The 25,629-nt window shown below is 42.4% G+C and carries 25 protein-coding genes; 12 read left to right on the forward strand and 13 right to left on the reverse strand.

All coding sequences use genetic code 11. The features are described from left to right. Positions 1 to 64 precede the first annotated feature (64 nt). Both CDH51_RS16890 and CDH51_RS16895 read right to left on the reverse strand, forming a co-directional pair. On the reverse strand, positions 65 to 493 hold the full coding sequence (locus CDH51_RS16890) for a hypothetical protein (RefSeq protein ID WP_100629717.1): 429 nt from the start codon (positions 491 to 493) through the stop codon (positions 65 to 67). Position 494: 1 nt separating this feature from the next. After that, the gene (locus CDH51_RS16895; RefSeq protein WP_100629718.1) at positions 495 to 1,127 is read right to left on the reverse strand and encodes an outer membrane beta-barrel protein; all 633 of its coding nucleotides are present in this window, start codon (positions 1,125 to 1,127) and stop codon (positions 495 to 497) included. Between the two features lie 132 nt (positions 1,128 to 1,259). On the opposite strand from CDH51_RS16895, the gene CDH51_RS16900 reads away from it, so the two are divergent. Further along, entirely contained in the window at positions 1,260 to 1,832 is a 573-nt protein-coding gene (locus tag CDH51_RS16900; RefSeq protein WP_100629719.1) for an RNA polymerase sigma factor, read from the forward strand. Further along, positions 1,825 to 3,198, forward strand: a complete 1,374-nt coding sequence (locus CDH51_RS16905) for a hypothetical protein (protein WP_100629720.1) — start codon at positions 1,825 to 1,827, stop codon at positions 3,196 to 3,198. The genes CDH51_RS16900 and CDH51_RS16905 overlap by 8 nt, the downstream gene beginning before the upstream one ends. A 56-nt stretch (positions 3,199 to 3,254) precedes the next feature. Here the strand turns inward: CDH51_RS16905 and madM are convergent, their stop codons facing one another. The 5 genes from madM to CDH51_RS16930 form a co-directional block, all read right to left on the reverse strand. Continuing rightward, positions 3,255 to 4,013, reverse strand: a complete 759-nt coding sequence (gene madM / locus CDH51_RS16910; RefSeq protein WP_100629721.1) for a malonate transporter subunit MadM — start codon at positions 4,011 to 4,013, stop codon at positions 3,255 to 3,257. After that, complete coding sequence (gene madL / locus CDH51_RS16915) at positions 4,006 to 4,374, reverse strand: malonate transporter subunit MadL (RefSeq protein WP_100629722.1); 369 nt, start codon at positions 4,372 to 4,374, stop codon at positions 4,006 to 4,008. Before madL ends, madM begins: the two co-directional genes overlap by 8 nt. Positions 4,375 to 4,377: 3 nt before the next feature. Beyond that, positions 4,378 to 5,853: an acyl-CoA synthetase gene (locus tag CDH51_RS16920; RefSeq protein WP_100629723.1), complete on the reverse strand. Its 1,476-nt coding sequence runs from the start codon at positions 5,851 to 5,853 to the stop codon at positions 4,378 to 4,380. Positions 5,854 to 6,066: 213 nt separating this feature from the next. Then, the gene (locus CDH51_RS16925) at positions 6,067 to 7,695 is read right to left on the reverse strand and encodes a Gfo/Idh/MocA family protein (protein WP_100629865.1); all 1,629 of its coding nucleotides are present in this window, start codon (positions 7,693 to 7,695) and stop codon (positions 6,067 to 6,069) included. A gap of 13 nt (positions 7,696 to 7,708) precedes the next feature. Then, positions 7,709 to 8,197 carry a DoxX family membrane protein gene (locus CDH51_RS16930; protein WP_100629724.1) on the reverse strand — a complete coding sequence of 163 codons (489 nt, stop codon included), beginning with the start codon at positions 8,195 to 8,197 and terminating at the stop codon, positions 7,709 to 7,711. A 322-nt stretch (positions 8,198 to 8,519) separates the two neighbouring features. Between CDH51_RS16930 and CDH51_RS16935 the strand changes: the two genes are divergently transcribed. The 3 genes from CDH51_RS16935 (at position 8,520) to CDH51_RS16945 (ending at position 11,464) form a co-directional block, all read left to right on the forward strand. Continuing rightward, positions 8,520 to 9,779, forward strand: coding sequence for a pyridoxal phosphate-dependent decarboxylase family protein (locus CDH51_RS16935; RefSeq protein ID WP_232724846.1), 1,260 nt, complete (start codon positions 8,520 to 8,522; stop codon positions 9,777 to 9,779). Then, positions 9,780 to 10,691: a bifunctional molybdenum cofactor biosynthesis protein MoaC/MoaB gene (gene moaCB / locus CDH51_RS16940; RefSeq protein ID WP_100629725.1), complete on the forward strand. Its 912-nt coding sequence runs from the start codon at positions 9,780 to 9,782 to the stop codon at positions 10,689 to 10,691. Positions 10,692 to 10,900: 209 nt separating this feature from the next. Then, complete coding sequence (locus CDH51_RS16945) at positions 10,901 to 11,464, forward strand: hypothetical protein (RefSeq protein ID WP_100629726.1); 564 nt, start codon at positions 10,901 to 10,903, stop codon at positions 11,462 to 11,464. Positions 11,465 to 11,644: 180 nt separating this feature from the next. On the opposite strand, the gene CDH51_RS16950 is transcribed toward CDH51_RS16945, so the two are convergent. The 4 genes from CDH51_RS16950 to CDH51_RS16965 form a co-directional block, all read right to left on the reverse strand. Next, entirely contained in the window at positions 11,645 to 13,903 is a 2,259-nt protein-coding gene (locus CDH51_RS16950; protein ID WP_100629727.1) for a TonB-dependent receptor domain-containing protein, read from the reverse strand. An 84-nt stretch (positions 13,904 to 13,987) separates the two neighbouring features. Further along, positions 13,988 to 14,362, reverse strand: a complete 375-nt coding sequence (locus CDH51_RS16955) for a hypothetical protein (RefSeq protein WP_100629728.1) — start codon at positions 14,360 to 14,362, stop codon at positions 13,988 to 13,990. Positions 14,363 to 14,449: 87 nt separating this feature from the next. Further along, positions 14,450 to 15,301, reverse strand: coding sequence for a zinc ribbon domain-containing protein (locus CDH51_RS16960; RefSeq protein ID WP_100629729.1), 852 nt, complete (start codon positions 15,299 to 15,301; stop codon positions 14,450 to 14,452). Beyond that, positions 15,283 to 16,638, reverse strand: a complete 1,356-nt coding sequence (locus CDH51_RS16965) for a dihydroorotase (RefSeq protein ID WP_100629730.1) — start codon at positions 16,636 to 16,638, stop codon at positions 15,283 to 15,285. The genes CDH51_RS16960 and CDH51_RS16965 overlap by 19 nt, the downstream gene beginning before the upstream one ends. A gap of 233 nt (positions 16,639 to 16,871) precedes the next feature. Between CDH51_RS16965 and CDH51_RS16970 the strand changes: the two genes are divergently transcribed. Next, positions 16,872 to 17,261 (forward strand): DUF302 domain-containing protein, encoded by a 390-nt coding sequence (locus tag CDH51_RS16970; RefSeq protein WP_100629731.1) that lies wholly within the window; start codon positions 16,872 to 16,874, stop codon positions 17,259 to 17,261. 105 nt (positions 17,262 to 17,366) lie between these two features. On the opposite strand, the gene CDH51_RS16975 is transcribed toward CDH51_RS16970, so the two are convergent. Next, a complete protein-coding gene (locus CDH51_RS16975) occupies positions 17,367 to 17,807 on the reverse strand; it encodes a DsrE family protein (protein ID WP_100629732.1) in 441 nt (146 codons plus the stop codon). Positions 17,808 to 18,063: 256 nt separating this feature from the next. On the opposite strand from CDH51_RS16975, the gene CDH51_RS16980 reads away from it, so the two are divergent. From CDH51_RS16980 to CDH51_RS17005, 6 genes are read left to right on the forward strand one after another with little or no spacing between them, the layout of a single operon-like run. Continuing rightward, positions 18,064 to 18,321, forward strand: coding sequence for an HPr-rel-A system PqqD family peptide chaperone (locus CDH51_RS16980; RefSeq protein WP_100629733.1), 258 nt, complete (start codon positions 18,064 to 18,066; stop codon positions 18,319 to 18,321). Next, positions 18,308 to 19,354, forward strand: coding sequence for an ATP-grasp domain-containing protein (locus tag CDH51_RS16985; protein ID WP_100629734.1), 1,047 nt, complete (start codon positions 18,308 to 18,310; stop codon positions 19,352 to 19,354). Before CDH51_RS16980 ends, CDH51_RS16985 begins: the two co-directional genes overlap by 14 nt. A gap of 19 nt (positions 19,355 to 19,373) precedes the next feature. Continuing rightward, on the forward strand, positions 19,374 to 20,732 hold the full coding sequence (locus CDH51_RS16990) for an alanine racemase (RefSeq protein ID WP_100629867.1): 1,359 nt from the start codon (positions 19,374 to 19,376) through the stop codon (positions 20,730 to 20,732). Between the two features lie 11 nt (positions 20,733 to 20,743). After that, the gene (locus CDH51_RS16995) at positions 20,744 to 22,942 is read left to right on the forward strand and encodes an urea transporter (RefSeq protein ID WP_100629735.1); all 2,199 of its coding nucleotides are present in this window, start codon (positions 20,744 to 20,746) and stop codon (positions 22,940 to 22,942) included. Beyond that, positions 22,927 to 24,270 carry a tetratricopeptide repeat protein gene (locus CDH51_RS17000; RefSeq protein ID WP_100629736.1) on the forward strand — a complete coding sequence of 448 codons (1,344 nt, stop codon included), beginning with the start codon at positions 22,927 to 22,929 and terminating at the stop codon, positions 24,268 to 24,270. The genes CDH51_RS16995 and CDH51_RS17000 overlap by 16 nt, the downstream gene beginning before the upstream one ends. After that, entirely contained in the window at positions 24,258 to 24,908 is a 651-nt protein-coding gene (locus CDH51_RS17005) for a tetratricopeptide repeat protein (protein ID WP_100629737.1), read from the forward strand. The genes CDH51_RS17000 and CDH51_RS17005 overlap by 13 nt, the downstream gene beginning before the upstream one ends. A gap of 262 nt (positions 24,909 to 25,170) precedes the next feature. Here the strand turns inward: CDH51_RS17005 and CDH51_RS20435 are convergent, their stop codons facing one another. Then, entirely contained in the window at positions 25,171 to 25,389 is a 219-nt protein-coding gene (locus CDH51_RS20435; protein WP_157807148.1) for an Arm DNA-binding domain-containing protein, read from the reverse strand. Positions 25,390 to 25,629 lie beyond the last annotated feature (240 nt).

The raw sequence follows: 25,629 nt of genomic DNA on the forward strand, positions 1-25,629 counted from the left end.
GGAAGTACCCATAAAAAAACAGTGGCCAAATCTGACCGCTGTCGAATAAAGGAGATAGAATGGTTTAGAATTCAAATACTAGCCTTTCGAAATCGTTGTCATCGTCGTCGTCTTCGAAGGTCAGTCGGTTGTTGGCTTTTCCTCTGAAATACCAGTCATCATCCAAGTCATCCAGAATTGAGGTGGATGGAAAGTCCAATTCCAACTCAGTCTGCCCATCGTCTCTGAAAACGCGATAGGATCCTTCCACGACTTCATTTCCCCGGGTGGCTGTGACAGTCCCGTCTGTGGAAAAGCGGAAAAGAAAATCGTCAAAATCATCTGTCTCATCTTCTCCGTCGTCGATATACTGCACGATTCTTAGCCCTGAAGTAATATTCAGATCATTGCGAAGTTGCTCTGCGCCAATATCGGAGGTGCTGGAGCTGCTATTTCCGTCTAGCTCACAGGAATACAATCCAAGCAGTAGAATAAAAAGAGATAGTCGTTTCATTTTATCGGTTTTTAAGTTGGTTGAAGTTGAATACGCCCATTTTTAGTCCGATTTGGAAGGTCAGGGCATTGCCTGCCTCAGGGACTCCTGGGAAATCTTCGATGGATCCGGTCATCACCCGATAGCCCACACCTGCATGCAGCCGTGCAAAGCGATGAAGGTTTACCTCTACCTGAGCACCGGGTTCGACAAAGAAGGTCTTGGTTTCCTCATAATCGAAATCTCTACCTTCTTCATCTACCTCGAGTTCCATTATTCCGAAGGAAAGAGGAAATGTCAGATGGACCATTTTAGATGCCTGGAGCGTGTACTCGATAAAACCTCCGGCCTGGTAGGAATCCACATGGGCACGTGCTGGGAGAATGTTTTCGAATGAGGCTGGACGGATATCGTTGACCATTTGTCCATAGAAGCCTCCGAGGCTTAGTTTGTCTCCAAAGGTCATGCCACCTCGGAAAAGAAAGTAGCCGGTGTTTTCACCTGCCACCTGGGTCGCCTGAAATCCTGGGTCTACAAATACACCCAAGTTGGAGAATGAAAGCTTGCCATCGAAGAGTGTCTCCGGATCTTCCTGAGCTTTTAGGCTAGTCAGTGATAAACTGATGAATGCGATAAACAAAAAGGTTTTTTTCATGGTAGTATGTGCAATTAGTCTGTTTTGCTTTCATTACGATGGAAGTAAATCAAAGCGTTGCCTGGGGGTAGAAATATTTTTTTGAGAAGGTGAGGCAACTCTTTATAGACATTTGATCGTGATACCCTTGAAATGAATCTACCCAACTCACAGGATTTACAGGATTTGATCCGAGACTGCCAAAATGGTAAGCGAAAAGCCCAGGAAAGGCTTTTTAAGCTTGCCTACCCTTTAGCTATCTCCGTCAGCAAACGCTACACGCGTGATTTGGACGAAGCCCAATCAGTGGTCAATGAGGGTATGCTGAAAGTTTTCAGGCAATTGGATCAGTATTCGCCCGAACTCAGCTTTGGGGGTTGGATCAGAAGAATCATGGTGAATGCCTCGATTGATCACTATCGCCGACTCAAGCGCTATCAGGATAGATACACGGACTACGAAGGAGAGGAGAGCGCAATGATTTTCGACGAAGGCATTCTGGAAAAAATCAGTGCAGATGAAATTCTGGCACTAGTGCAAGAGTTGCCACCGGCATACCGGATGGTATTTTCGCTCTACGCCGTAGAAGGTTACAATCATCGTGAAATCGCCGAGGAACTCGGAATCTCCGAAGGTACTTCCAAGTCAAATTATTCCAAGGCCAAAGCAAAACTGCAAAAAGCATTGGCAAATCAGCACATTATCAAGCAGCAAAATCATGGATAAGCGAGATAATTTTGAAGAGAACATAAAAGCTAAACTGGAGGAAGTTTCCGGTAATGAGGCCGATCAGGCGTGGCAGAGTTTTGCTCCGCTTCTGAATCCTCCCGCTATTCCATTTTGGAAGCATTGGAGTATGCCGTATTTGTTTGCATCGGTACTCTTTCTCACTTCCCTTGCATGGCATCAGTGGGGTGAAAAAACTTCACAGGAGGTTGCTCAGATGGAGGCTAAACCCTTACTTTCTGCTACAGACACGGTATTTAGAAGAGATACGGTTTATGTGGTCGATACAGTTTATGTTTACAAGAAGGTGTATCTGAATGAAGTTCAAAGCTATCAATCAGCCTTTGGTTTAGGTTCTTCCAATGAAGTTAATTTTCAAAATCCAGTTTCTGAAACGTGGAATTCATCCACGGCGCAAACCAAAAATGATTTTGAATTTGGAAAAGAAGAGAAAGGGATTTCTGATCAACAGAATAGTACAGACTCTTCTTCAATTAAAGAAGCAGTCAAGTTTGTGCCTAAGTTATCTCAGGTAGATTCAAGCCAAATTTCCATTGGGGAATTAAAAGTGCAGACGGGAAATGCTGTGATGCCTGACATGAATTCTCAGCAGCAAGCCAATTCCACACCAGTACGAAGAAGTATGGCTGCTCCATCGGTAGCTCCTCAGGAAAAATATGTTTTCAAATCCGAAAAGGAACTCGTAGAAGGAGATACAAGCAATCTCAATCAGGCTCCTGTACCAGAAAAAAGCAAGCCCATGCTTCATCTAGAATTGGGTGGGTCCTTGCTTTTCCCGATCAGCAATTTGGTGGAATACTATACCCCCTTCCAACAAAACATTCATTTGGGTCTCGAATGGGAAAGTGGCTGGGGTGTTTACCTCGGAGCTATTCGAAATAATGTCGAAGGCGAACTGGACGATGAAGAAATCCTCTCTCTGCCATCTTCAGTAGTAAATGAGCTTCCCAATATCCCTTCCGATATTAATTCCTTGGATGAAATTTACGTCATCAACAGGCAGTGGTTTTTTCCACTAGAACTTAGGTGGAGAAGCTTGTATTACAGCGGATTTAGCTTTGAAAGTAGTTTCGCGCTAATGGGTAATTATCTCTCAAAACAGGACTTTACTTATGAGTTTGAAAATTTTTCGGAAGTCGAATACCAATATGGAAGTACTAGTTCCAGCGAGTTCAACCTCAGTCACCTGAAAGTAGGAATCGGTACCAACTATTTGATGACCAAGCGTCTTGGGTTATTCTTGAGAAGTCACTATTGGCTTCCGATTTCTCGGCCTGGTCTGTTACAGGACAGGATGCATGGCTTGGAAGTAGGGATAGGAGTGAATGTTTTCTTGGGGAAATAATTTCTCCTGGTGATTAAGTTAGACAAAGCCTAGATCTATCTATTAAATCATTTGTCTTAGAAAAAGAAGGTGAGAATTAGATAGAAAAGAGAGGGGCAAAGTAAGCAACCAACGCCCGTGTAGAAAGTGGCAGTTACGGCACCATAAGGAACTAGTTTGGGGTCAGTTGCGGCTAACCCTGCAGCTACCCCACTTGAAGTCCCCATGATTCCTCCGAATGCCATGGCGGATTCTGGACTAAAGAGTCCGATTTTTTTAGCTGCAATAGGGGTGAAAATTGTAACAGCGATGGTTTTTACAACGCCGATAGCAATACTCAAGGCAATTACCTCCGACGAAGCGCCAACAGCAGCACCGGTGATCGGACCGACGATGTAGGTACAAGCACCTGCACCGATGGTACACAAACTAGCGGCGTCCCGAATACCCCAAGCAAAGGCTATCGAAACTCCTAGGATGAAAAATAAGATTATACCGATCAATAAGGAAACTAAACCTAACCAACCTGCTTTTCGGATAAGCTCCAAATTTGCTCCCAATGCGGTGGCTACTATCGTAAAATCCCGAAACATCGAACCACCCAAAATCCCCACTCCGGCAAAGAGTGAAAGATCAGAGATTCCCTTTTCTCCGTCAGTCCAAAGCCCTCCCAAGTAGCCTAAAACCAAGCCTAGAAAGATAGAAACCGCAGAACCGGGAATTTTAGAACGGAAAACAGTCTTGGATAAAATATCGCCTATGATAAAAACAAATCCAATGACCACGAAACCAAAAATCAGCCCGTTTTTTCCTATCAATTCAACTAGCTTATCCATGGTATCGAGGATGAAACTTTTTCATAATCCAAGGAAAGATGAGGAAACCAGCCAAAACGGGAATTATTCCTGCTATCAGTGCCAAACTTCCAGAAGAAACTGCGGATTTTACATTCAGACTGGCTGCCATGGCGATGACAACGGGGATATACATTTTGCTCCAAAAAGCAATGCCTCCAGTCATTTCTGGACTCATTTGATTTTTTTGGACCAACCATTCCTTGCCAAGCATTAAGAAAGTCATGGCAAAACCGACACCACCAACATTTGCTTGGATTCCTAGCCAATCCCCCAAAAGCACTCCCACCCATTGTCCTAGGATAAAGGCAAGGGCTAGAAGAGCTACTCCGTAAATAGTCATGATTTAGAATAGTTTTTTGAGTTCATTTTTGGTCACTTTACCGAGTGCGTTTCGTGGCAATTCTTCCAAGAAGATAAATTCTTTGGGGATTTTGTAGGATGGAAGTTGCGTTCGAAGCCAATTTTTTAATTCTGAAATATCAATATTTTGGTCGGTAACTAGCGCGGCTACCACTTTCTCACCCCATTCTTCATCTTGGATTCCCACCACTCCGCAATCTTTGATAGCCTCATGTGCGCGGATTTTCTCTTCTATTTCCAAAGCTGAGATTTTGTATCCTCCGGATTTGATAATATCTACCGAATCTCTCCCAAGAATTCGAAAGTAGCCATCTTCCACAATAGCAATGTCTCCGGTCTTAAACCATCCATCTTTGGTAAAGGCTTTGGCGGTGGCTTCATGCTTACCCCAATACTCAGAGAAAACCGTGTCTCCCGTGACTTGGATTTCCCCTGATTTACCTGGAGGGACCTCTTTTCCTTCTTCATCACAAACTCTCACCGAAACGCTCGGGAGGGCCTGCCCGATATGGCCTGGTCTTCGCTCTCCATCATAAGGATTGCTGATCGCCATGCCTATTTCCGTCATTCCATATCGCTCCAATAAAGTGTGGCCTGAAATTCCCTTCCATTTTTCCATGACAGAAACCGGCAAAGCAGCAGAGCCAGAGACCATGAATCTAAATTTTTTCAGTGCCTTTTGTATTTCTTCCTGCTCGGAGCCTGATAGAGTTTCATAGAAAGCGATCAATTTGAAGTAGATCGTAGGCACAGCCATAAATACATTTACCTTACCTTCATTGAAGATGTCAAAGACTTTTGCAGCATCGAATTGAGGTAAAAACTGAACTTTTGCACCTGACCATAAAGCACAGGAATTGACATTGATGATTCCATGTACATGGTGCAAAGGCAGAATCGATAAAATGTGATCATTTTCTGACCATTTCCAAGCTTGAACCAGGCTTTTGATTTGGGCGGTGATGGTCTGGTGTGAGCTTAACACTCCCTTGGGTAAACTCGTGGTGCCACTCGTGTATAAAATCATAGCTCCTCTCAATGGGTCAATATCAGGAAGATGAGAGGATGGCTGATTATCGAAATCTTTGCTGGATAGATAGGTTAAATCCTCCCGAGCTCTCAATGGAGAAAGTAAGTCTTCAAACTCTGGAGCTACGATCAAAAAACTGGCTTTTGTGTCATCAATGACATATTCTAGGGAAGGTATAGGGTAAGAGGTGCAGAGTGGCACCGCAATCCCGCCTGCCCGCCAAATACCCCACTGAACAGCCAGGTAGTCAAAAGAAGGGGGGATGATAAAAGCTACTCTTTCTTGATTCAAATCCCTTTGCGTAGCGAGCAGACTCCTGGCAATCACTGCGCTTCTATCCAATAAGTGTTGGTAAGAGTGGTGCTGCCCTTGATCTAAAACAGCTATTCGTGAAGGGAATTGAAAGGCATTTTCAATTAATTGAATCATGTGAGAGTAGGCTTTTTAAATATGATTTTATTCCATTCCAAAATTCCTTGGTTAATCAAGTCTCAATTTGAAAGGAGGGCTTCAAAATCGGGGCAATTTTCGAAATAAACCAACCGTCCTCGTAAAATGTGGGTAATAAAAAGAGGCTGAATGTTAGTTCAGCCTCTAGGGTTGGCGGCTTATTGTAAGTACTAAACGACGAATTAAAATTGACTAGCTGACATAGCTTACCGAGTTATCTAGAAGAATGGCGTCCAATTCCTCTTCTGGGAGGGTGATGATTTTTTCTGTCTCCTCGTCCCACTCCATTCTTCTTCCAGTTTTATATGACAAGCCTGCCATATGAGCGGTGATTGCCTCTTCAAATCCTTCATCTATACCACAGCTTGGATTTCCACCATTTCTAATACAGCTGAGCCATTCCCGGATATGAAGGAAGGTTGAGTCAACCCGCTTTCCATCTCGGTAAGTCCACAGCAATCCTTTGTTGGCAAAATACTTAGCAGTGGCCGAGGTGACAGCATCTACTCCATTTGCGCTTGGGTCGTATTGATAGATCGGAACGGCCGGATCAATCCTTCCATCTTGAATCATTTCCTTGTATTGGGTAGATCGAGGATCAGCGTAGATAGTCAGGATGTTTCCAAGTTCCATACTGGCATCATGCCCCATGAGTACAGTGCCCCGGTCAAATTGATTCCCCAAGGTTGCACTGTAAACTAGGCTCATTCCTTTTTCTTTTCCACTTTCCTGACTGGATCCGGAGCTAAACTCAGGGAAATCCATATTCACTTGCATGACGTCCGGTACATTCCTGCCATCTCGATGGGTGTATACTCCTCCGGACGCAGTTACATATTTTGGAATTCCCATATTCAAAACACAATTAATCCGGTCATAGTCATGGGTCAATAGGTCTCCGGATAGTCCAGAACCATAAGCCCACCATTTTCTCCAGCGAAAGAAATGCTCCTTGTTAAATGGAACAAAAGGGGCATTCCCCAAAAAGGCATTCCAATCAATGGTTTCTGGAGAAGCATCGGGGTGAATTCTATATTGCCAAGCTCCATTATCGTCGTTTCGGTTTGTGTTGGTGACAACAAGGGATATGTGACCGAGGGTATTTTTAGAAATGGCATCCTGGGCAGTCAGAAAGCTTAAAGTCTGTCGATGCTGATGTCCAACAGCGAGTACAGCCCCTGGATTTCTTCTTACGGCATCCCGTAGTAGATAAGTCTCCGAAACTGTATGGGTCATGGGCTTTTCTACATAGACATGAACTCCCGCTTCAATTGCTGCCTGCGCCATGGGAGCATGCCAATGATCTGGAGTAGCAATGATTACAGCGTCTACATCTCCGCTATGAATTAAGTCCAAATAAGTCGGGTATCTTTTGCAGGGATTATCAGGAGTATTAAAAGAGCGAAGAGCATCCTCAGCTCTTACGTCAAAAATATCACAGACTCCCACCAATTTGACATTGAGGTTTTCCTGAGCTTTGAAGTCTTCTAGTCTTTTGTCATTTGGGTCCTCTTGACTGGATATTGCCATTGCTTCCAACCATTCATTGGTAGCAAATCCCAAGGCCCGCATCAATTGCTCTCCGCGTATCCCAAAGCCAATCAATCCAATTCGAACCGGGTTTCCTTCCATGGATCCCGAGGGTGGCGGTGGACTGGCTTTGATGTTTAATCTTTCTAAAAGCAGTTCTTTTTCAAGTTTTGATTTTTCGGTAGTATCCCATCCGGCTGCCCAAACAGAGCCCAAAATTGGGAGACCTGCCACACTTTTTAGCCAGTCTCTTCTTGAAAATCCACCAAATAGTTTTTTATCTGTTGACATGATTTCTTTGGGTTTAAGTGGATTGAGTTTTGATTTCTTTTTTATGGAATAATCTTTCCAAACCAAAGCTCATCGAGGTAGGAAATAGGTAAATCACTACTAAGGCTACTGCCTCAATGAGGTTTTTATTGATGATCCAATAGCTTCCTTCGGTGATACCTTGGGGATGTCCCGGAAAGGGTGGATGTGCCAAATAATAGAGAAGCAATAGACCGATCCCCAAGATACTGGCGATCTTGGTGCGAAAACCAAGAATAAGGGCTGCACCTACTAAAATCAATGTAGCAACATTCAAGGTGTCTACTAACGAAATCATGGAATCGCTGCCTAGCCAATGGAAAAAAGATTCCATGTAGGTCGCACTAAGCAGATAGCCTTTGGCCGTCCAGGAGGGGGTGTAAAGTTTGATGACACCTTCATAGAGAAAATGCCATCCCACAAATAGTCGCAACAATACCAAAGCGATGGTTTGTGCTGATGATAAGGGTTGAGATGCCGACATAGTTTTTCGGGTTTTTGTTGAACGATATTAGGGGATCCTATACTAAAATAGTATGAGGAAAGTCAGTTGATGGAATGATGTTTCCCTTTCCCTAGTATCGGCAACTAATTGATTTTCAGATGAATTTATCTCTTTCAATTTTCTCATTTTAGGAATATAAGGAGAGGTGATTTCGAAGCTATTCTTGGAAAAAACAGCAGCCAAGAACTGTGCGAAGAAGATTTAAGGCTGTAGAATGAAAGCCTTTTTCAAAACCTGATGAAAGTCAATTTTATTCCCGAATAGCAGGACTAACTTTGTTTCGCATAAAAGAGTAGGAATCATGATGATTGAAATGAAATATTGGAAAAAGCTGAATGCTGAGCAACGATTGAATCGGGTTCAACAAGCTTTGAAGGACAATGTAGACTTTTCAAAAGATGCCAATTTGGGTTACCCTGCATCCCGCTTGGATGAAAAGGTATTTACCAATGAATCTCTTTTTCTTCGTGAAATGCCGGTTCTAAGTACCTACATAGCCAACCCCAATCATATAGGTTGCCATACTTTTGGGACCTCAGAATTTGCATTCAAAGGGACGCAGGCCATCGAGCAGGAAGTGCTGAAAATGATGGCAGTAGATTTATTTAAAATTGAGGAAGATCAATTTGATGGTTACATTTCTCCGGGTGGGACAGAAGCTAATGCTCAGGCAATTTGGATTTATAGAAATGAGTTCATGAAAAAGTTTGGGGCAAAGGTCGATGAGATTATCATTTTGGCCTCTGAGGACACCCATTATTCCATTCCCAAATCTGCCAATTTATTGATGTTGGATTGGGAGAAAGTCCCGGTCGATACCGAGACTCGGGATGTCAGTCCTGAAGCTGTTCGGGGAAGTATTAAAGCAGCACTTGGAAAGGGAAAAAAATATTTCATCGTCGTAGCCAATATGGGTACCACCATGTTTGGTTCTGTGGATGATCCTGCAGTTTTCACAGATGCCTTGAAGGAATACCAACTTCCTTTCAGACTGCATATAGATGGGGCATACGGTGGATTTGTTTATCCTTTTGGAGACTTCGAAAACCAAATCAACTTTACCAATCCTGACATTACTTCCATTACCATAGACGCACATAAGATGCTTCAGGCACCCTATGGAACGGGGATTTTTGTGTGTCGAAAAGGCCTCATCGAAAATGTACTCACCTCGGAAGCCCAATATGTGGAGGGGATGGACTTGACCCTATGTGGAAGCCGGTCCGGAGCCAATGCCGTGGCAGTTTGGGTAATCCTTACCACCTATGGACCACACAAGTGGTATGAGAAAATCTCAGTGATTAAGATGCGTACCAATTGGCTTTGTAAGCAGCTCGATCAGTTGGGCGTAACTTATTTCCGCGAGCCCGAGATGAATATCGTCACCATCAGGTCTGAATGCGTTCCCGAGGAACTTGCCCACAAATACAATCTCGTGCCACAGACCCATGATGAGTCTAATCAATGGTACAAAATCGTCCTGATGGATCATGTGGAGATCGAGCACTTGAAGGATTTTATTCAGGATATGGTATCTTGCGAGCATCCAAATCCCTCATAAATGGTCGATATTACGCATAAAAGCAGTACCCTTCGGAAAGCGATCGCTCAGGCTATCGTGAAAGTCAGTAAACCTCAAACCATCCAAGCTATCAAGCAAAGAACCGTTCCGAAAGGCGACGTTTTGGAATGTGCTCGTGTGGCTGGACTTTTTGCGGCTAAGCGTACTGCCGATATGATTCCTGATTGCCATCCACTTCCCATCGAGTTTACCTCAGTCAGCTATGAAATCGAGGAGATGGAGGTCAAAGTCTTGGTGGAGATCCATACTATTTACAAGACAGGCGTAGAGGTGGAAGCGATGCATGCTGCTTCCGTAGTGGCTTTGACCATGTACGATATGCTCAAGCCGATCGATAAAGGAGTTAGTATTGAGCAGATCAAGCTCGTGGAAAAGAGGGGAGGTAAATCTGACCGTACTCCTAGTTCGGAAAGGAATATTTCCGCCCGGGTGGTGGTTTGCTCTGATTCTATTTCCCAAGGAAAAGGAGAGGACCGAGCTGGGGAGGCGATTCGTGAAAGACTGGAAAAACATGGGGTAAAGGTCTTGGAAAAAACAGTGATCCCTGACGATTCTCAGCAGATTCAAAGTCTTGCGAAGGATGCCTCGAAAGCTGGAATTGACCTGTTGATTTTTACCGGCGGAACTGGATTATCTCCCAGAGACGTGACACCAGAATCCTTGGAATCAATTTTGGAAAGAAGAGTGCCGGGGATTGAAGAAGCGATCCGAAACTATGGTCAGCAGCGTACGCCTTATGCCATGCTTTCCCGATCTGTAGCCGGCTTGATTGGTAATACCCTGGTCTTGGGTTTGCCTGGATCTACTAAGGGAGCTGCCGAATCTATGGATGCGGTTTTCCCAGCTATCCTTCATATTTTCAAAGTGATGGAAGGGTCGAAGCATGATTGAGTTTTAAGGGAAGAGATTAAAAACTCGGTACCATTTGATATCTGTTTGATGATTTGTCTTCAGGAGTACTTTTTCAAATAAAAAACTCAGCAAGAATAGCTTTTTAAATATATGATTTTCAATTATTTAAATGCTTTTAAGTTAGGTTTTTACCCAGTTTTTGATTATATTCTATACGTTCAACAAGGAGCGCGTTAAACTTTGAAATCATGAAAAAATTAGTGTTAGGTCTCGTAATTATGTTGGTAATCGTATTCGATTCCAATGCACAAGAATCCAAAGTTGAGGTACGAGCTGGTTATGGCGTTCTCTCAGCGCAAGCCATAGGGTCTGTTTTAAGTAATAGTATAGTCGGAGGATTAGCTGGGTATGAGAAGACAGATATTTCCTCTGGAGGGGCTTTAATCTTTTCACTACTATTCAACCCTTCCAATCGGATTTCTTTTGGTCTTGATTTTGGATACGAAAAATTGGATGTTATTTATGAGTCGCCTTCACAAGCCAATATTACTTCTAAGGATCGTTTTATTACGGTCATGCCAAGAGTTGATCTCCGCTATGTGAATAAGGAGGCCTATTCTCTTTATGGTTCGTTAGCTGCAGGAGGCTCTTTTCTTTCGGCAGAACGTGGCAATGAGTCTGAACAGGGAGTAGCTTTTGCGTATCAAATTACGCCCATCGGAATTCGTTTCGGAAATAATATCGCTTTATTCGCAGAGGCAGGTTTTGGATTCAGAGGACTCTTGAATGCTGGATTATCGGTTAGGCTTTAAAGTATTTTCATATGCTTATAATTTTTTCTTGAAGGTCATAGCCTATCCCGTACCGAAGGTCGGTATGGAATCCCCGCCCGTTGCAGGCAGGATCGATTATATGTAAATTGAAAAAGCCGCTGGGTTCGAGTGAAAGAACCCAAGCGGCTTTTTTATTTTTAAAGACCTGTTTATTTCTATTTAAGGAAACTTAAAGCTTAGCATCAAGAAGAAATTTCTTCCTGGTGAATACATGGGAGTTTTATTCATTCCAATGGGTCGAGTCAAATGTTCATAGTAAGTCTCATCAAGGATATTTTGAATTCCTCCTTTGAGAAGCAGATTAGAGAATAGCGGATAGCTGATATCCCAGTCTATCAAATTGAATCCGGGTGTTTTTCCTTCTCCAAATACTTCAGATACTCGATTTTGCTGACTGACGAAACGGAAATTTAATCCTGTCTGCAATTTTCCCTCTACAAACTGTCCCATCATCCGATATCTTACATCCAAGGGAGCGATCTCGGGAAGCGGAGCATCTAGACCCAAATCCTCGCCATAGGTATAGGCTAGATCCAAGGAATGGGATAGATTGGGAATGATTTGGTGTCTAAATGATACCTCAACCCCAGCTTTTAAAGCTTCATCCAAATTAACGAAACGACGAACGCCAGGACTGCTTGGAAGACGTGGATTTAGATCTGTTTTGACAGAGGAAATGTAATTAGTCAAGTAGGAACCGAATAAGGTCACTTCTGCAAAGACTTTCTCTTTTTCAAAACCTACCACCAAGTCAATCTGATTATTTGTTTCAGGATTGATCTGAGGGTCACCGACCATTTCCCAGGGATCCAGTCCCACAGGTAGAAAATTAATGTAGCGCTCCAGAAGGCTTCCACTTCGCTGCACACTAGCTGCCCAAATGCCCAAAGACCAAGCTTTTCCCAAGCTATGTTGCCAACCCAAACTGATTCCTGGATTGATTTGGGTGTTTTTAGTATCTGGATTCAGTTGGATAAATTCCTCGGCAGGGTCCAAGGCTTGTGCTTGGTTAACTTCCAATCGGGTAGAAGCATTGAGTGTAGAGGATCCTAGGGTGAATATGTAATTGGCAAATAGCCCGGTTTTCTGAATATTCGAGTCTTGCCAGACATTGTCCGTGAACACTCTTCCTGCCATTGGGCCCATCAGCATTTCGCGGGTACGACTTCCCTCTGCAGATTCCGATCGGTGATCAATTCCAGCATAAAGCTTTCCTTGTTCAAAAGTCCAAGTTCCTTCTGTTCGAAGCCCCCAATTTTGGGTAATGGCAGGAGTGGAGGCATTGACCATTCGGGGATTTAGATCACGGAGAAGATTATCCATCAAGTGATCGACCCGGGTAAAGTAGGCGGAATTAGTCCAGGAAACTAGTTTTTGACCTTCCATGGTGCGGGTATGAAAGATACTTCCCATCCAAGTATCATCAGTGCGAAGATCCATCGCCAAGGATGGAAAATCCACATCCCGTGCAAAATTTCTATTTAGAGATACCTGAAGCAAATCACGCTTACTTACCTGCAAATCCCCATAAATACCTACGGTTCCCCGCTTGAAATTGCCCGGTATCATTTCCCCGTTTCCAGCCTGATAATCTGAGCCTGAGGAGTAACTTCCTAAAACTCCAATATCATAATTAGAACCTTGGAAGCCAACACGGCCTTCATTTCGCCAGATATTGCCATTGGATTCATAGAGGGAGGAAATTTGGCCATAGGTTCCGGGATTGGATCCGAAATTTGGCTTTTCCGGGATGTAATTGATAGTGCCACCTAGGCCTATTCCGTAGCGTAAAGCATGCGGACCTTTCAGGATTTCGACCTGCTGGATGCGGTTTAAGGCAACCTGAGAGGTCGGTGGATCCATCCGGTTGGGGCAAGCGGCATTGGCTGTCTGAATACCATTGATTACGATATTAAGCTGATCGTATTTGAAGCCTCGCATCACCGGGTCAAAGGCGAAATTACTACCCTTTCGGATACCCGAGACAACTGGATTGAGCATCAGGATCGCGCCCGCATCATGGTGTAATCTTTCCTGATCAGAAAGCACAATCTTTTTATCTTTTTCATCGGTCATTTTTATGGAAATGACAGAAACCGGTTGTAATCCTATCGTTGTTTCTTTTCGGTAAGAAAATCCGGTTTTTGCTGCTTCCTGTACCTTTTCAGGGCTTAGAAACCACCTTCCATAGCTTACATGATTTAGATAAAGAATGGTTTTTTCTTCCCATGTCAAAGAAAGCCTTCCTTCTGCGTCACTGATTCCCGATTGGGAGCCATAGCTGTAGCTGACCCCTACGATAGGAGACTGCTGATCTGAGTCAAGGAGTTGGAAATTAATTTTTTGTTGCCCAAAGGCAAATGAGGTAATTAGGAGCATACTGAGTATGCCCGATAGTTGAATCAAATGAGTTTTCATTAGACTAAGTATTTTGATAATAGAATCCCATGCTTCAATTCATAGAAATGAAGGGTGAATGGGTGAAAAATGAAATAGGAAAACTTAGCCTTGAGGTGGGTGAAAAAAGTCCTCCGAATTAATATGCTGGTATAATTCCACGCTACTTTTTAGCTTATTCTCTAAAATGTGAATGATTTTGCGGTCGGGGAGCTCTATCAAATTTTGTGAGATGAAATTGAGCTGAAGTTCTTCTAGGGTGATTTCCTCTGAATTGGCAGGCAAGTCCTTTGCCTCGGAAAGCCTCTTGGAAAGCTCACATTTTCCATCACATTCCATTTCAGGCTTATCCTTATTGATACAATACAAGGCTGTAATCTCCTCCCGGTCCCAATAAAAATGCGCCTGAATAAGCGTATAGCCCATTCCATTTAGCAGGACCAGCGAAATGAGTAGAATATGGGTGATAGCCTTCGCCATTAGACTACAAATTTGTTCCCTCTTTCTGACTCAAAAGGTGATTTTAATCACGCATTTCAATTTTTTTATGAGAATTTCTAAGGATAATTATGGGTTGCATCTATTGCAATACATGGGATCTTCTTCTTTCTTTCCATTCGGAAAAAGTCTTCGCTCCACATGCTGACAATGGTCGCAGATATAGCGATGGGCTAGGGTAGATTCCGTAGGCGAACCACACCAAGAGCAGGGGAGGCCGGACTCTCGCTCCCTGACCCAAAAACCAGGCTTGCTACAGGCAGGACAGCAGGAGTTGATTTGCTTGATTAATTGGACAGCAGTTTCCTCAATTACTTTCATTCTGCTGGGATTAAAGAGGGCCCGCATATCAGTTTCCACAGTAGCCTTGCCATAATGATTGAGGAGTCCTTGAGCCTTTTCCTTTAGCGCTTTCCAATCGACAATTCCTTTAAAAATTTCATCTTTTCCTCCTTTCAAAATCAGTCCATGACTGGGAAAAAGGGCTTTCTCGGCAAATTCCCGTAGTTCTTCCTCCGATTCAAATTCCTGAGTGTTAAAATTGGTTTCGGTACTGAGTTGACGTGCATGAATTTTTAAACCCAGCTTTTTGTCAATCAGCAGCAGGTGTTCTTCATCTGCGGGAAGAAAAAAAGCTGCTGGATGAGCTCCAAATGAACCTTCGCTGGCCAATGCTAAGTCCATACCGGTGATTTTCATAGCCCATTCACATTTCCGCTCTGCCGTGGTGATAGGGTTCTCTTTTCGTTCGATTTCTCCGGAAAAGGTTCCCAGCAAATCCGTGTCCAAGCCTTCAGGAATTAGAATTTCTACTCCCAGTTCCTTTTCCAAAATCGGCCCTAAGGCTTCTTCTTTTCGATGCTTGGTAGCGATGACTAGTTTGCGACCTTCAAAAAGGGCTTTTACTCCTTCTTTTCCCATTCAACTTCCAGCGCTTTTCCTCTTGAGTCTTCTTGAAAATTACCCTGATCGAAAACTAGGTTTCCGTTGACAAAGGTCTTTTCTACTTGAGTCTGAAATTGGGTGCCTTCCAAAGGTGACCAGCCACACTTGTACAGTATATTCTCTTTACTCACAGTCCAAGGGCTATCCATATTCACCAAGACCAAATCTGCGAAATAGCCCTCCCGGATGTAACCCCTTTGCTTGATTTTATAGAGAATTGCTGGATTGTGGCACATTTTCTCCACGATTTTCTCCAGACTGATTTTCCCTTTCTTGAAAAATTCGAGCATACAAGCCAATGAATGCTGTACCAAAGGAGCTCCTGACATGGATTGGAAATAAGGCTTCAGCTTTTCTTCTAAAGCGTGAGGGGCGTGATCGGTGGTGATCAAGTCAATGCGATCATCTATCAGGGCCTGAAGTAATCCATCCGCATCTTTTTGGGTTTTAATAGCGGGATTCCACTTGATCAGGGTTCCTTTTTCTTCGTAATCCGCATCGGTAAACCAAAGGTGGTGAACAGATACCTCGGTTGTGATTTTTTTATTTTCTAGCGGTATATCATTTCGAAAAAGACTGGTTTCTTTGGCGGTGCTCAGGTGGAGAATATGAAGCTTGGCATCATGTTTTTTAGCTAAAGAAATAGCTCTCTCTGTGGCTTCGTAGCAAGCTTGCTCGCTTCGGATCAGTGGGTGAAACTTCACCGGAACATCATCCCCATATTTCTCACGGTAGGCCTCCTCGTTCTTTTCGACGATTTCCTCTTTTTCTGAGTGAATGGCTAGAATTCCTTTGTTGGCAGCAAATATTTTTTCGAGCATATCCGGGCGGTCTGCCAGAATATTTCCTTTTCCGGAAAAGTAAAGCCCATCATCGGTAATGGCCAAAAGCTTTTTGGTATCCCAAGTGATTACCTCGTCTAGGTTTTCGGCATTCACTCCCAAAAGAAAACCATAATTGGCCACTGACTTTTGAGAAGCGATTTGATACTTCTCCTCCAGTAGCTCAAGCGTGAGGGTATTCGGTCGGGTATTGGGCATATCGATAAAAGAGGTCACGCCACCGGCTACTGCGGCCTTGCTTTCACTGTGTAAATCAGCCTTATGAGTAAGTCCCGGATCCCGGAAGTGAACCTGCCCATCGATCACTCCTGGCAATAGGAGTTTCCCTTTTCCATCAATCAGCTGGTAGCCTTCTTGGGCTGGAATCGAGCCGATTTTTTGGATTTTTTCATTTTCGATCAAGACATCAGCGACAAATGTCTTGCCTTCGTTGACTAGGGTGGCTTGCTGGATCAGGTAAGTAGGCTTCAAGGATATTGGGATTTTGGGATGAAAGAAATGATTTGCTTAGAATGTCTGCAAGATACAACATGAGGATTAAGAATTGGAGAAAAATGGGGAGAAGGAGAAGTTCTTGATTGTGGTAAAGTATGGAGCTGACAAGATGCTATGTAATGGAAGTTACTGTAATTTAAGACTTATCTGATTAGCTTAACAATTGAATTCAGATTTTCAATTAAAGACAACAATCTAACCCTTAAGACATGAACTATTATCAATCCAAAACTCTAAAATCAAAAGATTTGGCAAGCCTTCGTAGCAAGGTCGAGGCTGGACTCAAGGAAGTGGGTTTCGGTATCTTGACCGAAATCGATATTCAGGCCACGATGAAAAAGAAATTGGATAAGGACTATCCGCCATTTTTGATTCTGGGCGCTTGCAATCCTGTTTTTGCCGATAAGGTTTTAACTGCCGAACCACATGTCAGTACACTTTTGCCCTGCAATGTTACGATTCGAAGTTTGGGAGGGGATGATTACGAAGTAAGTATGATGGACCCCGCCGCTGCGATGTCTGTGGTTGACAATCCTGAGATTGAGCCGCTTGCGGGAGAAGTGAGAGCTAAGTTAGTGGGGATGTTGGAGGGCTTGTAAGTGAAAAAGCCTTCAGAAATGATTCTGAAGGCTTTTTTTCTTTTCTCTTCATTAGGCTGTAATAAAAGAACTATTTGCCGAGTGCTATCTATTTTTGAAGTTTTTTCAATACGAGATCGAATTATAGCCCAAAGCCTGTAACTGGAGAATGCGTATGGTGTAAGTCTCTACCACATCCAATCCGGGGAAAAGCTGCTCTTTGGGTACACCCAACCTTTTCATAGCTATACTACAAATGCTTACCCGGACCTTTCCTTTGTATTTTTCAAAATACTTCTCTAGTTCTGATTCTTTTACCATTGTCCTGACTACCGGACCTTTCACTACAATCTCAAAATTTTCGATTTGGACTCCATTTTCCATAAAGGTGTCATAAACCGATAATGCACTTTTGAGACCATCCTCGTCTTTCACACCGAAGACGTAGTTGGAGGATTTATTGAGGTCGGTAATGGTTTCTTGGTCAAGGACTGTCTGTCCGAAACTGGCTTCATTGACAGTAAAAGTGAGAACGAGTGCAAGGATACACCAAAGTGATTTTTTCATAATCGAATCAGGGTTTGAGAATTCTTAAATGACAAGATGAATAAAAATAAGGATTTTGTGGGAAAGCGAGGTCGGGGAAAGGAAAGCAAGGCTGATGGTAATAAAAAAAGCCCCGCCCTGATTTACATTTTAAAATCTCTTTAAGGATAGATTTTTCAGTCCTTTATATCTTTTATCTATGTGATATTTATCATAGTTATTTCTTGGTTAATTACCTTACTTTCTTGTGTTAAAGGTGCTATAAACTAAAAAAGTCATGCTCAAGCTAAAGAGTAATGTCGCTATTAGCGAGTCTGGATTTGTCTTTGATGCGGGGGCAGGAGACTCTTTTTCTCTCAATGCTACGGGTTTGGAGATTGTTCAATTGATTCAAGCAGGGAAAGATTTTCCCGAGATTTTACAGATCCTTTCTGAAAAATACGAAGTTGACCCAGAGAGTTTTGAACGCTACTTCTATGATTTTGTAGCTACACTTAAGCAAATGAATTTAATCGAACAAGATGGAGAAGATTAAAGTCACCGTAGCGCTATCCGGATTGAACAATATTGACAGCCCGGGTCCGGGAGTTCCCGTCATTCGTGGATTGAAGGAATCTGAATTACTCGATGTACGAATTATAGGACTTGCCTATGAAAATTTGGAGCCGGGGATATACATGCATGAATTAGTGGATAAAACCTATAAAGTCCCCTATCCTTCAGATGGTGTCGAGCCTTTCTTGGATAGAATTAGATATGTTCATGAACAAGAAAATATCGGAGTTTTAATCCCCAATTTCGACTCAGAGTTATTTACAGTCATGAAGTCTGAGCGAATTCTTAAGGAAATGGGGATTCGTGTTTTTTTGCCGACCCTCCAGCAATTTGAAGAAAGACATAAATCGAATTTGCCCGAGTTCGGAAAAAAATATGAAGTAAAAGTGCCCTACAGTGAGCCTATCTTGAATCTACAGGATTGGAGAGGAATTGAAGAAAAATTCAATTATCCGGTTGTTGTCAAAGGGAAATTTTATGACGCCCACATCGCTTATGACCGTGAGCAGGTATCTATTTATTTCAACAAAATTGCAGCTAAATGGGGGCTCCCCATAGTAATCCAAGAGTTCATTAGAGGGACAGAAGTCAATGTCGTGGCGATGGGAGATGGAAAAGGCAATACCATCGGAGCTGTGCCAATGCGAAAAACCTACATTACCGACAAAGGAAAGGCTTGGGGTGGCATTACCCTGAAGGATTCAGCGATGTTGGAATTAACGGATCGGGTGATCTCACAAACGCGCTGGAGAGGTGGCATGGAGCTGGAATTGATCCGGACTGCTAAGCAAGAACTTTACCTCATTGAAATTAATCCACGATTGCCAGCATGGGTGTACTTAGCGGTGGCTTCAGGTCAGAATTTACCTGAGGCTTTGGTCCTGTTGGCTTTAGGACAGGAAGTGAAGCCATTTGATGAATATGAAGTAGGAAAGCTTTTTATCCGCTATTCCTATGATATGATTTGCGATTTGAAGGCATTTGAAAAGTTTTCTACTACCGGAGAACTCTAGACTATTTTACCCAATGACCATGAATAAGCTAACTTTTGAACGTCCCATCATCCAACGAATAAACGCCGGGCTTCCGAGTAAATATGGAATGCCTAGGCACTTGGAACCCTTAAGTCATATCGATGGAGTATCCATCGAATCCTTGCTTCAGGAATTTGGTTCGCCCTTATTTATTCTTTCAGAACAGACCATCCGAAAAACGTATCGGGAAGCCTATCGGGCATTTAGCTCCCGCTATCCAAAGGTTCAGTTTTCCTGGTCCTATAAAACCAATTACCTGAACGCAGTTTGCAATATTTTCCATCAGGAAGGTGCATGGGCAGAAGTCGTTTCTGGATTTGAGTTTCAAAAGGCCCTTGCCAATGGTGTGCCCGGTGAATTGATTTTATTCAATGGTCCGGATAAATCCACGGAAGATCTTAGAATAGCCATTCAACACCAATCCCTGATTCATATCGATCACTTTGATGAATTGTATGAGATTATTCATCTCAGTAAGGAAATGGAGGAAAGGCCCAAGGTTGCCATACGGGTCAATCTAGATACTGGAATCTATCCACTTTGGGATCGCTTTGGATTCAATTTTGAAAATGGAGAGGCATGGGACGCGATCAATAGAATTATGACCAGCCAAAAACTGGATTTGGTAGGCCTTCATACGCATATCGGTACCTATATGCTTAGTACCGATGCCTATCGCATCGCTGCAACCAAATTAGCTAGTTTGGCGGTGAAACTGGAACGGAAATATGGCCATATCCTCCAATACATAGATATGGGAGGAGGGTTTGCTTCTAAAAATACCCTTAAAGGAGCCTATTATCCTGGAACAGATACGGCTCCTTCCTTTGATGATTTTGCGGAGGCAATCACTTCGGCTTTGATGACTTCTGATATCAAACCGGATCATTTGCCTATGTTGATTTTGGAAACAGGAAGGGCTTTGATCGATGATGCTGGATATTTGGCAGGGACGGTTTTGGCTACAAAGAGATTGTCGGATGGAAGACGTGCCACAATTTTGGACGCGGGGGTCAATCTACTGTTTACCTCTTTTTGGTATGATCACGATGTCCGGCCAGTAGCTCCCATATCTGACCAGTCTGAGGATACGACCATTTTTGGTCCTCTATGTATGAATATTGATGTAATCCGCTCCAATATGATGTTTCCACTACTAAAAAAAGGAGATCGCTTTGTTGTGAGAAGAGTTGGAGCTTACAATATGACCCAATGGATGCAATTTATCACCTTCCGGCCAGCAGTAATTCTATTGGATAAGGAGGGGAATTCTCATGTGATTCGAAAAAGGGAAAACTTGGAAACACTCAATTCCCAAGAGCTGATTCCAGACCATCTACAAAAATTTGATTTGTAACCAATTCGAATATGGCTTTGAAAGTCAAACAGCTTTTCAAGCGACTAGAATGGCTTGGAGTAGCAATATCCAATAGCTATGCTCAGGTCTTTTTCTCCGATAATAAGGGTTTTGGGATTGCTTTATTGCTGGTTACTTTCATTGATGTATTTGTTGGACTTTCAGGTTTTTTGGCTGTGAGTTCGGCCCTCATAGCCGCAAAAATTTTAGGTTTTGAGGAGAGCTTGATCCGAAAGGGGTTTTATGGGTTCAATGCCTTGCTGGTAGGAGTTGGTTTGGGGATTTATTTTGAACCCAGTTTTATCCTCTTCTTTTTGATTTTTCTCTCCGGGATCCTATCTGTCTTGCTTTCGGTGACTTTGGAAGGAGTATTGGGTAAATATGGACTTCCCTTTCTTAGTCTTCCCTTTATTCTGATTTTTTGGATGTTCCGGTTGGCAGCTCGGCTGTTTGCCGACCTTGGACTGAGCGAAAGGGGAGTCTATGTTTTGAATGAACTTTATACGCTTGGTGGAAAACCCCTGATTGAATTTTATGAATGGGTGCAGTATTTGGGGATTCCTGATTCGATTAGATCTTATTTTCTTTCTTTGGGAGCGATTTTTTTCCAGCAAACTCTCTTAGCAGGTATAGTGGCTGCTTTAGGGCTTCTGATTTATTCAAGAATTGCCTTCACTCTTTCTTTGTTAGGATTTTATATTGGCTACTTATTTTATTCAGTTTTGGGGATTCCCTTTTCTGAAGTCAGCTTCAGTTACATTGGGTTCAATTACATTTTGACAGCTATCGCCTTGGGAGGTTTCTTTATTATTCCCAGTCGAAACAGTTACTTACAACTTCTCTTGGTGATACCATTGGCTGTGCTGATGACGGTTTCGCTACAGCAGATATTGGATTCTTTTTTCTTGCCGGTTCATTCTTTCCCCTTCAATTTAGTCACGTTAATCACCCTTTACGCTTTGAAATTCCGGGTAGATAATCGAGCTGGGTTAAGTACTATTTTTTGGCAACAAAATACTCCGGAGAAAAACCTTTACAGCTTTACAAACTTTATGAGAAGGTTTGGGAAAAACAGTTCCATACCAATCTATCTTCCCTTTTTTGGAGAATGGACGGTGACACAGGGCCATAACGGAGAATATACCCATAAGGATGATTGGCGGCATGCGTGGGATTTTGAAATCAAGGACGAGGAAGGTAGGACCTATCGAAATGAAGGAGATTATCCATCGGATTACTATTGTTTTGATAAAAATATTTTAGCTCCTGCAAAAGGTGTCGTTGAAAAGGTAGTCAATGATGTGGAGGATAATGTCATTGGTACCCGAAATCTGGAGGATAATTGGGGAAACACGGTAATTATCAAACACGGGGAGTTCTTATATTCAAAGCTTTCCCACCTGAAAAAAAACTCCATTCCCGTCAAGCCTGGAGATTCGGTCGAAAAAGGACAAGTAATAGGAAAATGCGGGAATTCCGGCAATTCACCCTATCCGCATCTTCATTTTCAGATTCAAGCTAGCCCATACATTGGTTCAAATACTTTAGATTACCCCATTTCTGATGTGTTGGTTCGATACAAGGGGAAGGAATCGCTTCAATCTATTTCCAATCCACCAAAGGATGCCTTTGTGTCCTCTCTTACTCCTCATCCTGAAATGAAAAAAGCTTTCTCATTTGTGGTTGGGGAGACTATTCGGCTTAAAACTTTTGAAAATGAAGAAGTCTGGGAAGTCAAGCGGGATTATTTTCTGAATAAGTACCTCTATTGTGAAAAAACCAATTCTAAGGCCTACTTCAAGGTGGATGATTTGATGCTCCACTTTACACATTTTGAAGGCAAAAGAAAATCTATCTTATACCTATTTTACCTATCTGCTTATAAAATCAGCTTTGGATTTACTCCAGGATTAAAATTGAACGACACCTTTCCCATCAATCAAATTTTCAATCCTAGAAGTATCTTTCTTCAGGACTTTTTGGCGCCGTTCCATGAGTATTTACGAGCTGAATACGAGTTAAACTATCCAGAAAGCAACCGTGGATTTTCCAATAAGGCCCTATCCCTAAAAGGCAATATTCAAAAATCCTCCTTTGGAAAAAACATGGAAAGTTCTCGGTTTGAATTTATCATAGATGCAGCGGGCCTCCGTTCCTTTGAATTCGAAAGAGGTTCCCAAAATATAAAGGCTGTATGCGAAAGCGAGTGACGATAGTGATATTGATCTTTTTAGGTTTTCTTGGGGGACTCCAAGCCCAGAAAAAGCAAAGCCTTACCGTAGTTGATTCGGAAACATATTCCCTATATCTAGCCAAAGATTGGGATGGGGTGATTCGGGTTGGAACTGAAGCGCTCAATCAGGGGATTGACTTCTATTATCTCCGGGTTCGCATGGGGATAGCTTTTTTTGAGCTTCAAAATTATCAGGTGGCAACTCTTCATTTTGAAAAAGCAAGAGAAGTAAGTCATGAAGAGGCCTATGTGGAAGAGTATCTCTACTATGCTTATCTCTGGTCCGGAAGGAAAGCACAGGCACGTTTGTTGGCTCAAGGTTTTTCTACTGAATTAAAAAAACAGACTCAAACCGAAAAATTGACTGGTCTAAAAGGATTGGATTTGGCTTACAATTACACTGGTTTTCTTGATGAAAAGGTGATCGAGGACTTTGTTGGGCCGATAGATCAAGGAATTAGTGGATATCAATTTGTTCCCCGATTCCATAATTATGGGTTTTTGGCATTGGATTTTCAAGTAACCCCAAGTTGGAGTATATATCAAGGGATTAGCTTTTTACAAGCAACCCAATTTTATCATTATCAAGAGGAGGGGCTTTCATTTCAGTTACCGGATAATAAATCCTCCAGTTGGCAATATGTGGCTTCTGCAAGTTATTATTTTGGAAAGGGTTACCACCTTTCCTTTGGAGGTCAATTGCTGTTTATTTCCTATGATTCACCCAGTGTTCAATCGATTGGGAATGGACCCCAAACTGAAATTCAGATCGAAAGGCTACAAGAATTTGACTGGGTCGCTTTTGGGGGGATTTCAAAAAATTTGCATTTCCTAGATATCGGTTCGACACTTTATTTGGGCGAAATCAATGGAGGAAAGCAGTTGCAGTCAGACCTTCAAGTCACCCTTTTTCCCATGGGGAATTTGAATTTTTATACCTACTCAGTGCTTAGTTTTCAAAACCAAAAACTTGGAGAAAATCCATCTACGAATCGCTTGATTTTCAATCAGGAAATAGGAGTGAAACTGACCGGTTTTCTTTGGCTTGAAGGATATGGTACATTTGGTGAACTCGAAAATTACATGACTAAGCAAGGTGCAGTCGTATTTAACCGATTAGATCAAATCGATCAGCGTTGGGGAGGAAGGCTGATTTTACTTACCCAATCCAACTGGAAACTGACTTTGGATTTCACTCATTTTTCCAATAGCAGCCGTTTCCGGTCTTTTTCTTTCTCTGAAGAACAGAACCAACAATCATATCAACAAAAATCCCTAACCGCTATACTATCATGGAAGTTTTAACAATACAATCACCGATTGCTTTTTCCACGTTCCGAAGGATATTTCTAGTCGGAATCTTCTTCATAGGATTTCTTGGAGTTCTTTCAGCTCAGGAAAATCTGGAGCAAGCGTTCCAAAAAAGCTATTCTCTGGAAAATTCGGGGGATTTTAAGGGAGCTATTCAGGTTCTTCAAGACAATTATCGGGCGGATTCCTATGAAATAAATCTTCGGCTTGGCTGGCTGCACTATCAAGCGTCCCGATTAAATGAATCGATCGAATTCTATCGAAAGGCAGTAAGTTTAAAACCCTATGCGGTAGAGCCCAAACTGGGATTGGTTCTTCCCCTTTCTGTCCAAGGATTGTGGACCGAAGTAGAAGAAAGCTACCAAAAGATCCTGCAAATCGATCCACAAAATTCCTTGGTAAATTACCGGCTGGGTTTGATTTATTACAATCGGGGAAATTTTGATAAGGCCGATCCGTATCTTGAAAAGGTAGTCAATCTTTATCCCTTTGGATACGATGGGCTTTTGCTGCTGGCATGGAACAAACTCCAATTGCAAAAAAGCCGGGAAGCGATCGTCCTTTTCCAAAAAGTTTTACTTTATAATCCAGGAGATTCTTCCGCAAAGGAAGGCTTAGCCTTGCTCAAATAACCACGTCAATTCGTAGCTCTCGATTTATTCAGCGTGGTTTTTAATAAATTATTTCCTGGTCAATTCTTTATAGGACCGGGAAATGGGAATTAAATAATCTCCATTAAGTTCGATTCCCTGCCCCTTATAAATGGCAAATCCGGGGTTGATTAAAAAAGGATCGGTGAACTCTAAAAAAATTCGGTAAACGATTGGTCCATTCACTGATTTTTCCTCAGTTTTAAAGATTGTTCATTTTTAAGTTGGATGGAGCTGTAATCCCCTAAACTTTCCTTTTAAAAAGCTCCATCATTTCTTCTAAATGAAACTGTAACTCTTTGTTTCCAATCACCTTACCTCTTTTGCTGTCAAATTTTGATGATGGAATCGATTTATTGGTGGGGATATCAAAATACTGACGGTTGTGTCTTATTCTGAAGACTAGAGGGAATGTTCCATCCCTTCTTGATCTTGATTTTAATGTAAGTTGAATTGTAGCCACAACGTGATTGCGTTAGGCCTTTGCGTACTGAATTTTTGGCAACTCATTAGCAACTCATTTCATGAAAAAGTGGGTTGCAATAGGGTGAACAATTTGACACCTTCCCATCTTACCCTTCTACAGAGATCAAAAAAAAAGCCCTCAGAAGTATATCTGAAGGCTTTTCTGAAGCTCCCCCTCTTGACAATAGCTGCAGCTGGGACTAAAATGTCTTCCGATTCTTAGAATAAAGGAGTTATT

The sequence above is a fragment of the Algoriphagus formosus genome (genome assembly GCF_002807035.1).
Lineage (GTDB): Bacteria > Bacteroidota > Bacteroidia > Cytophagales > Cyclobacteriaceae > Algoriphagus > Algoriphagus formosus.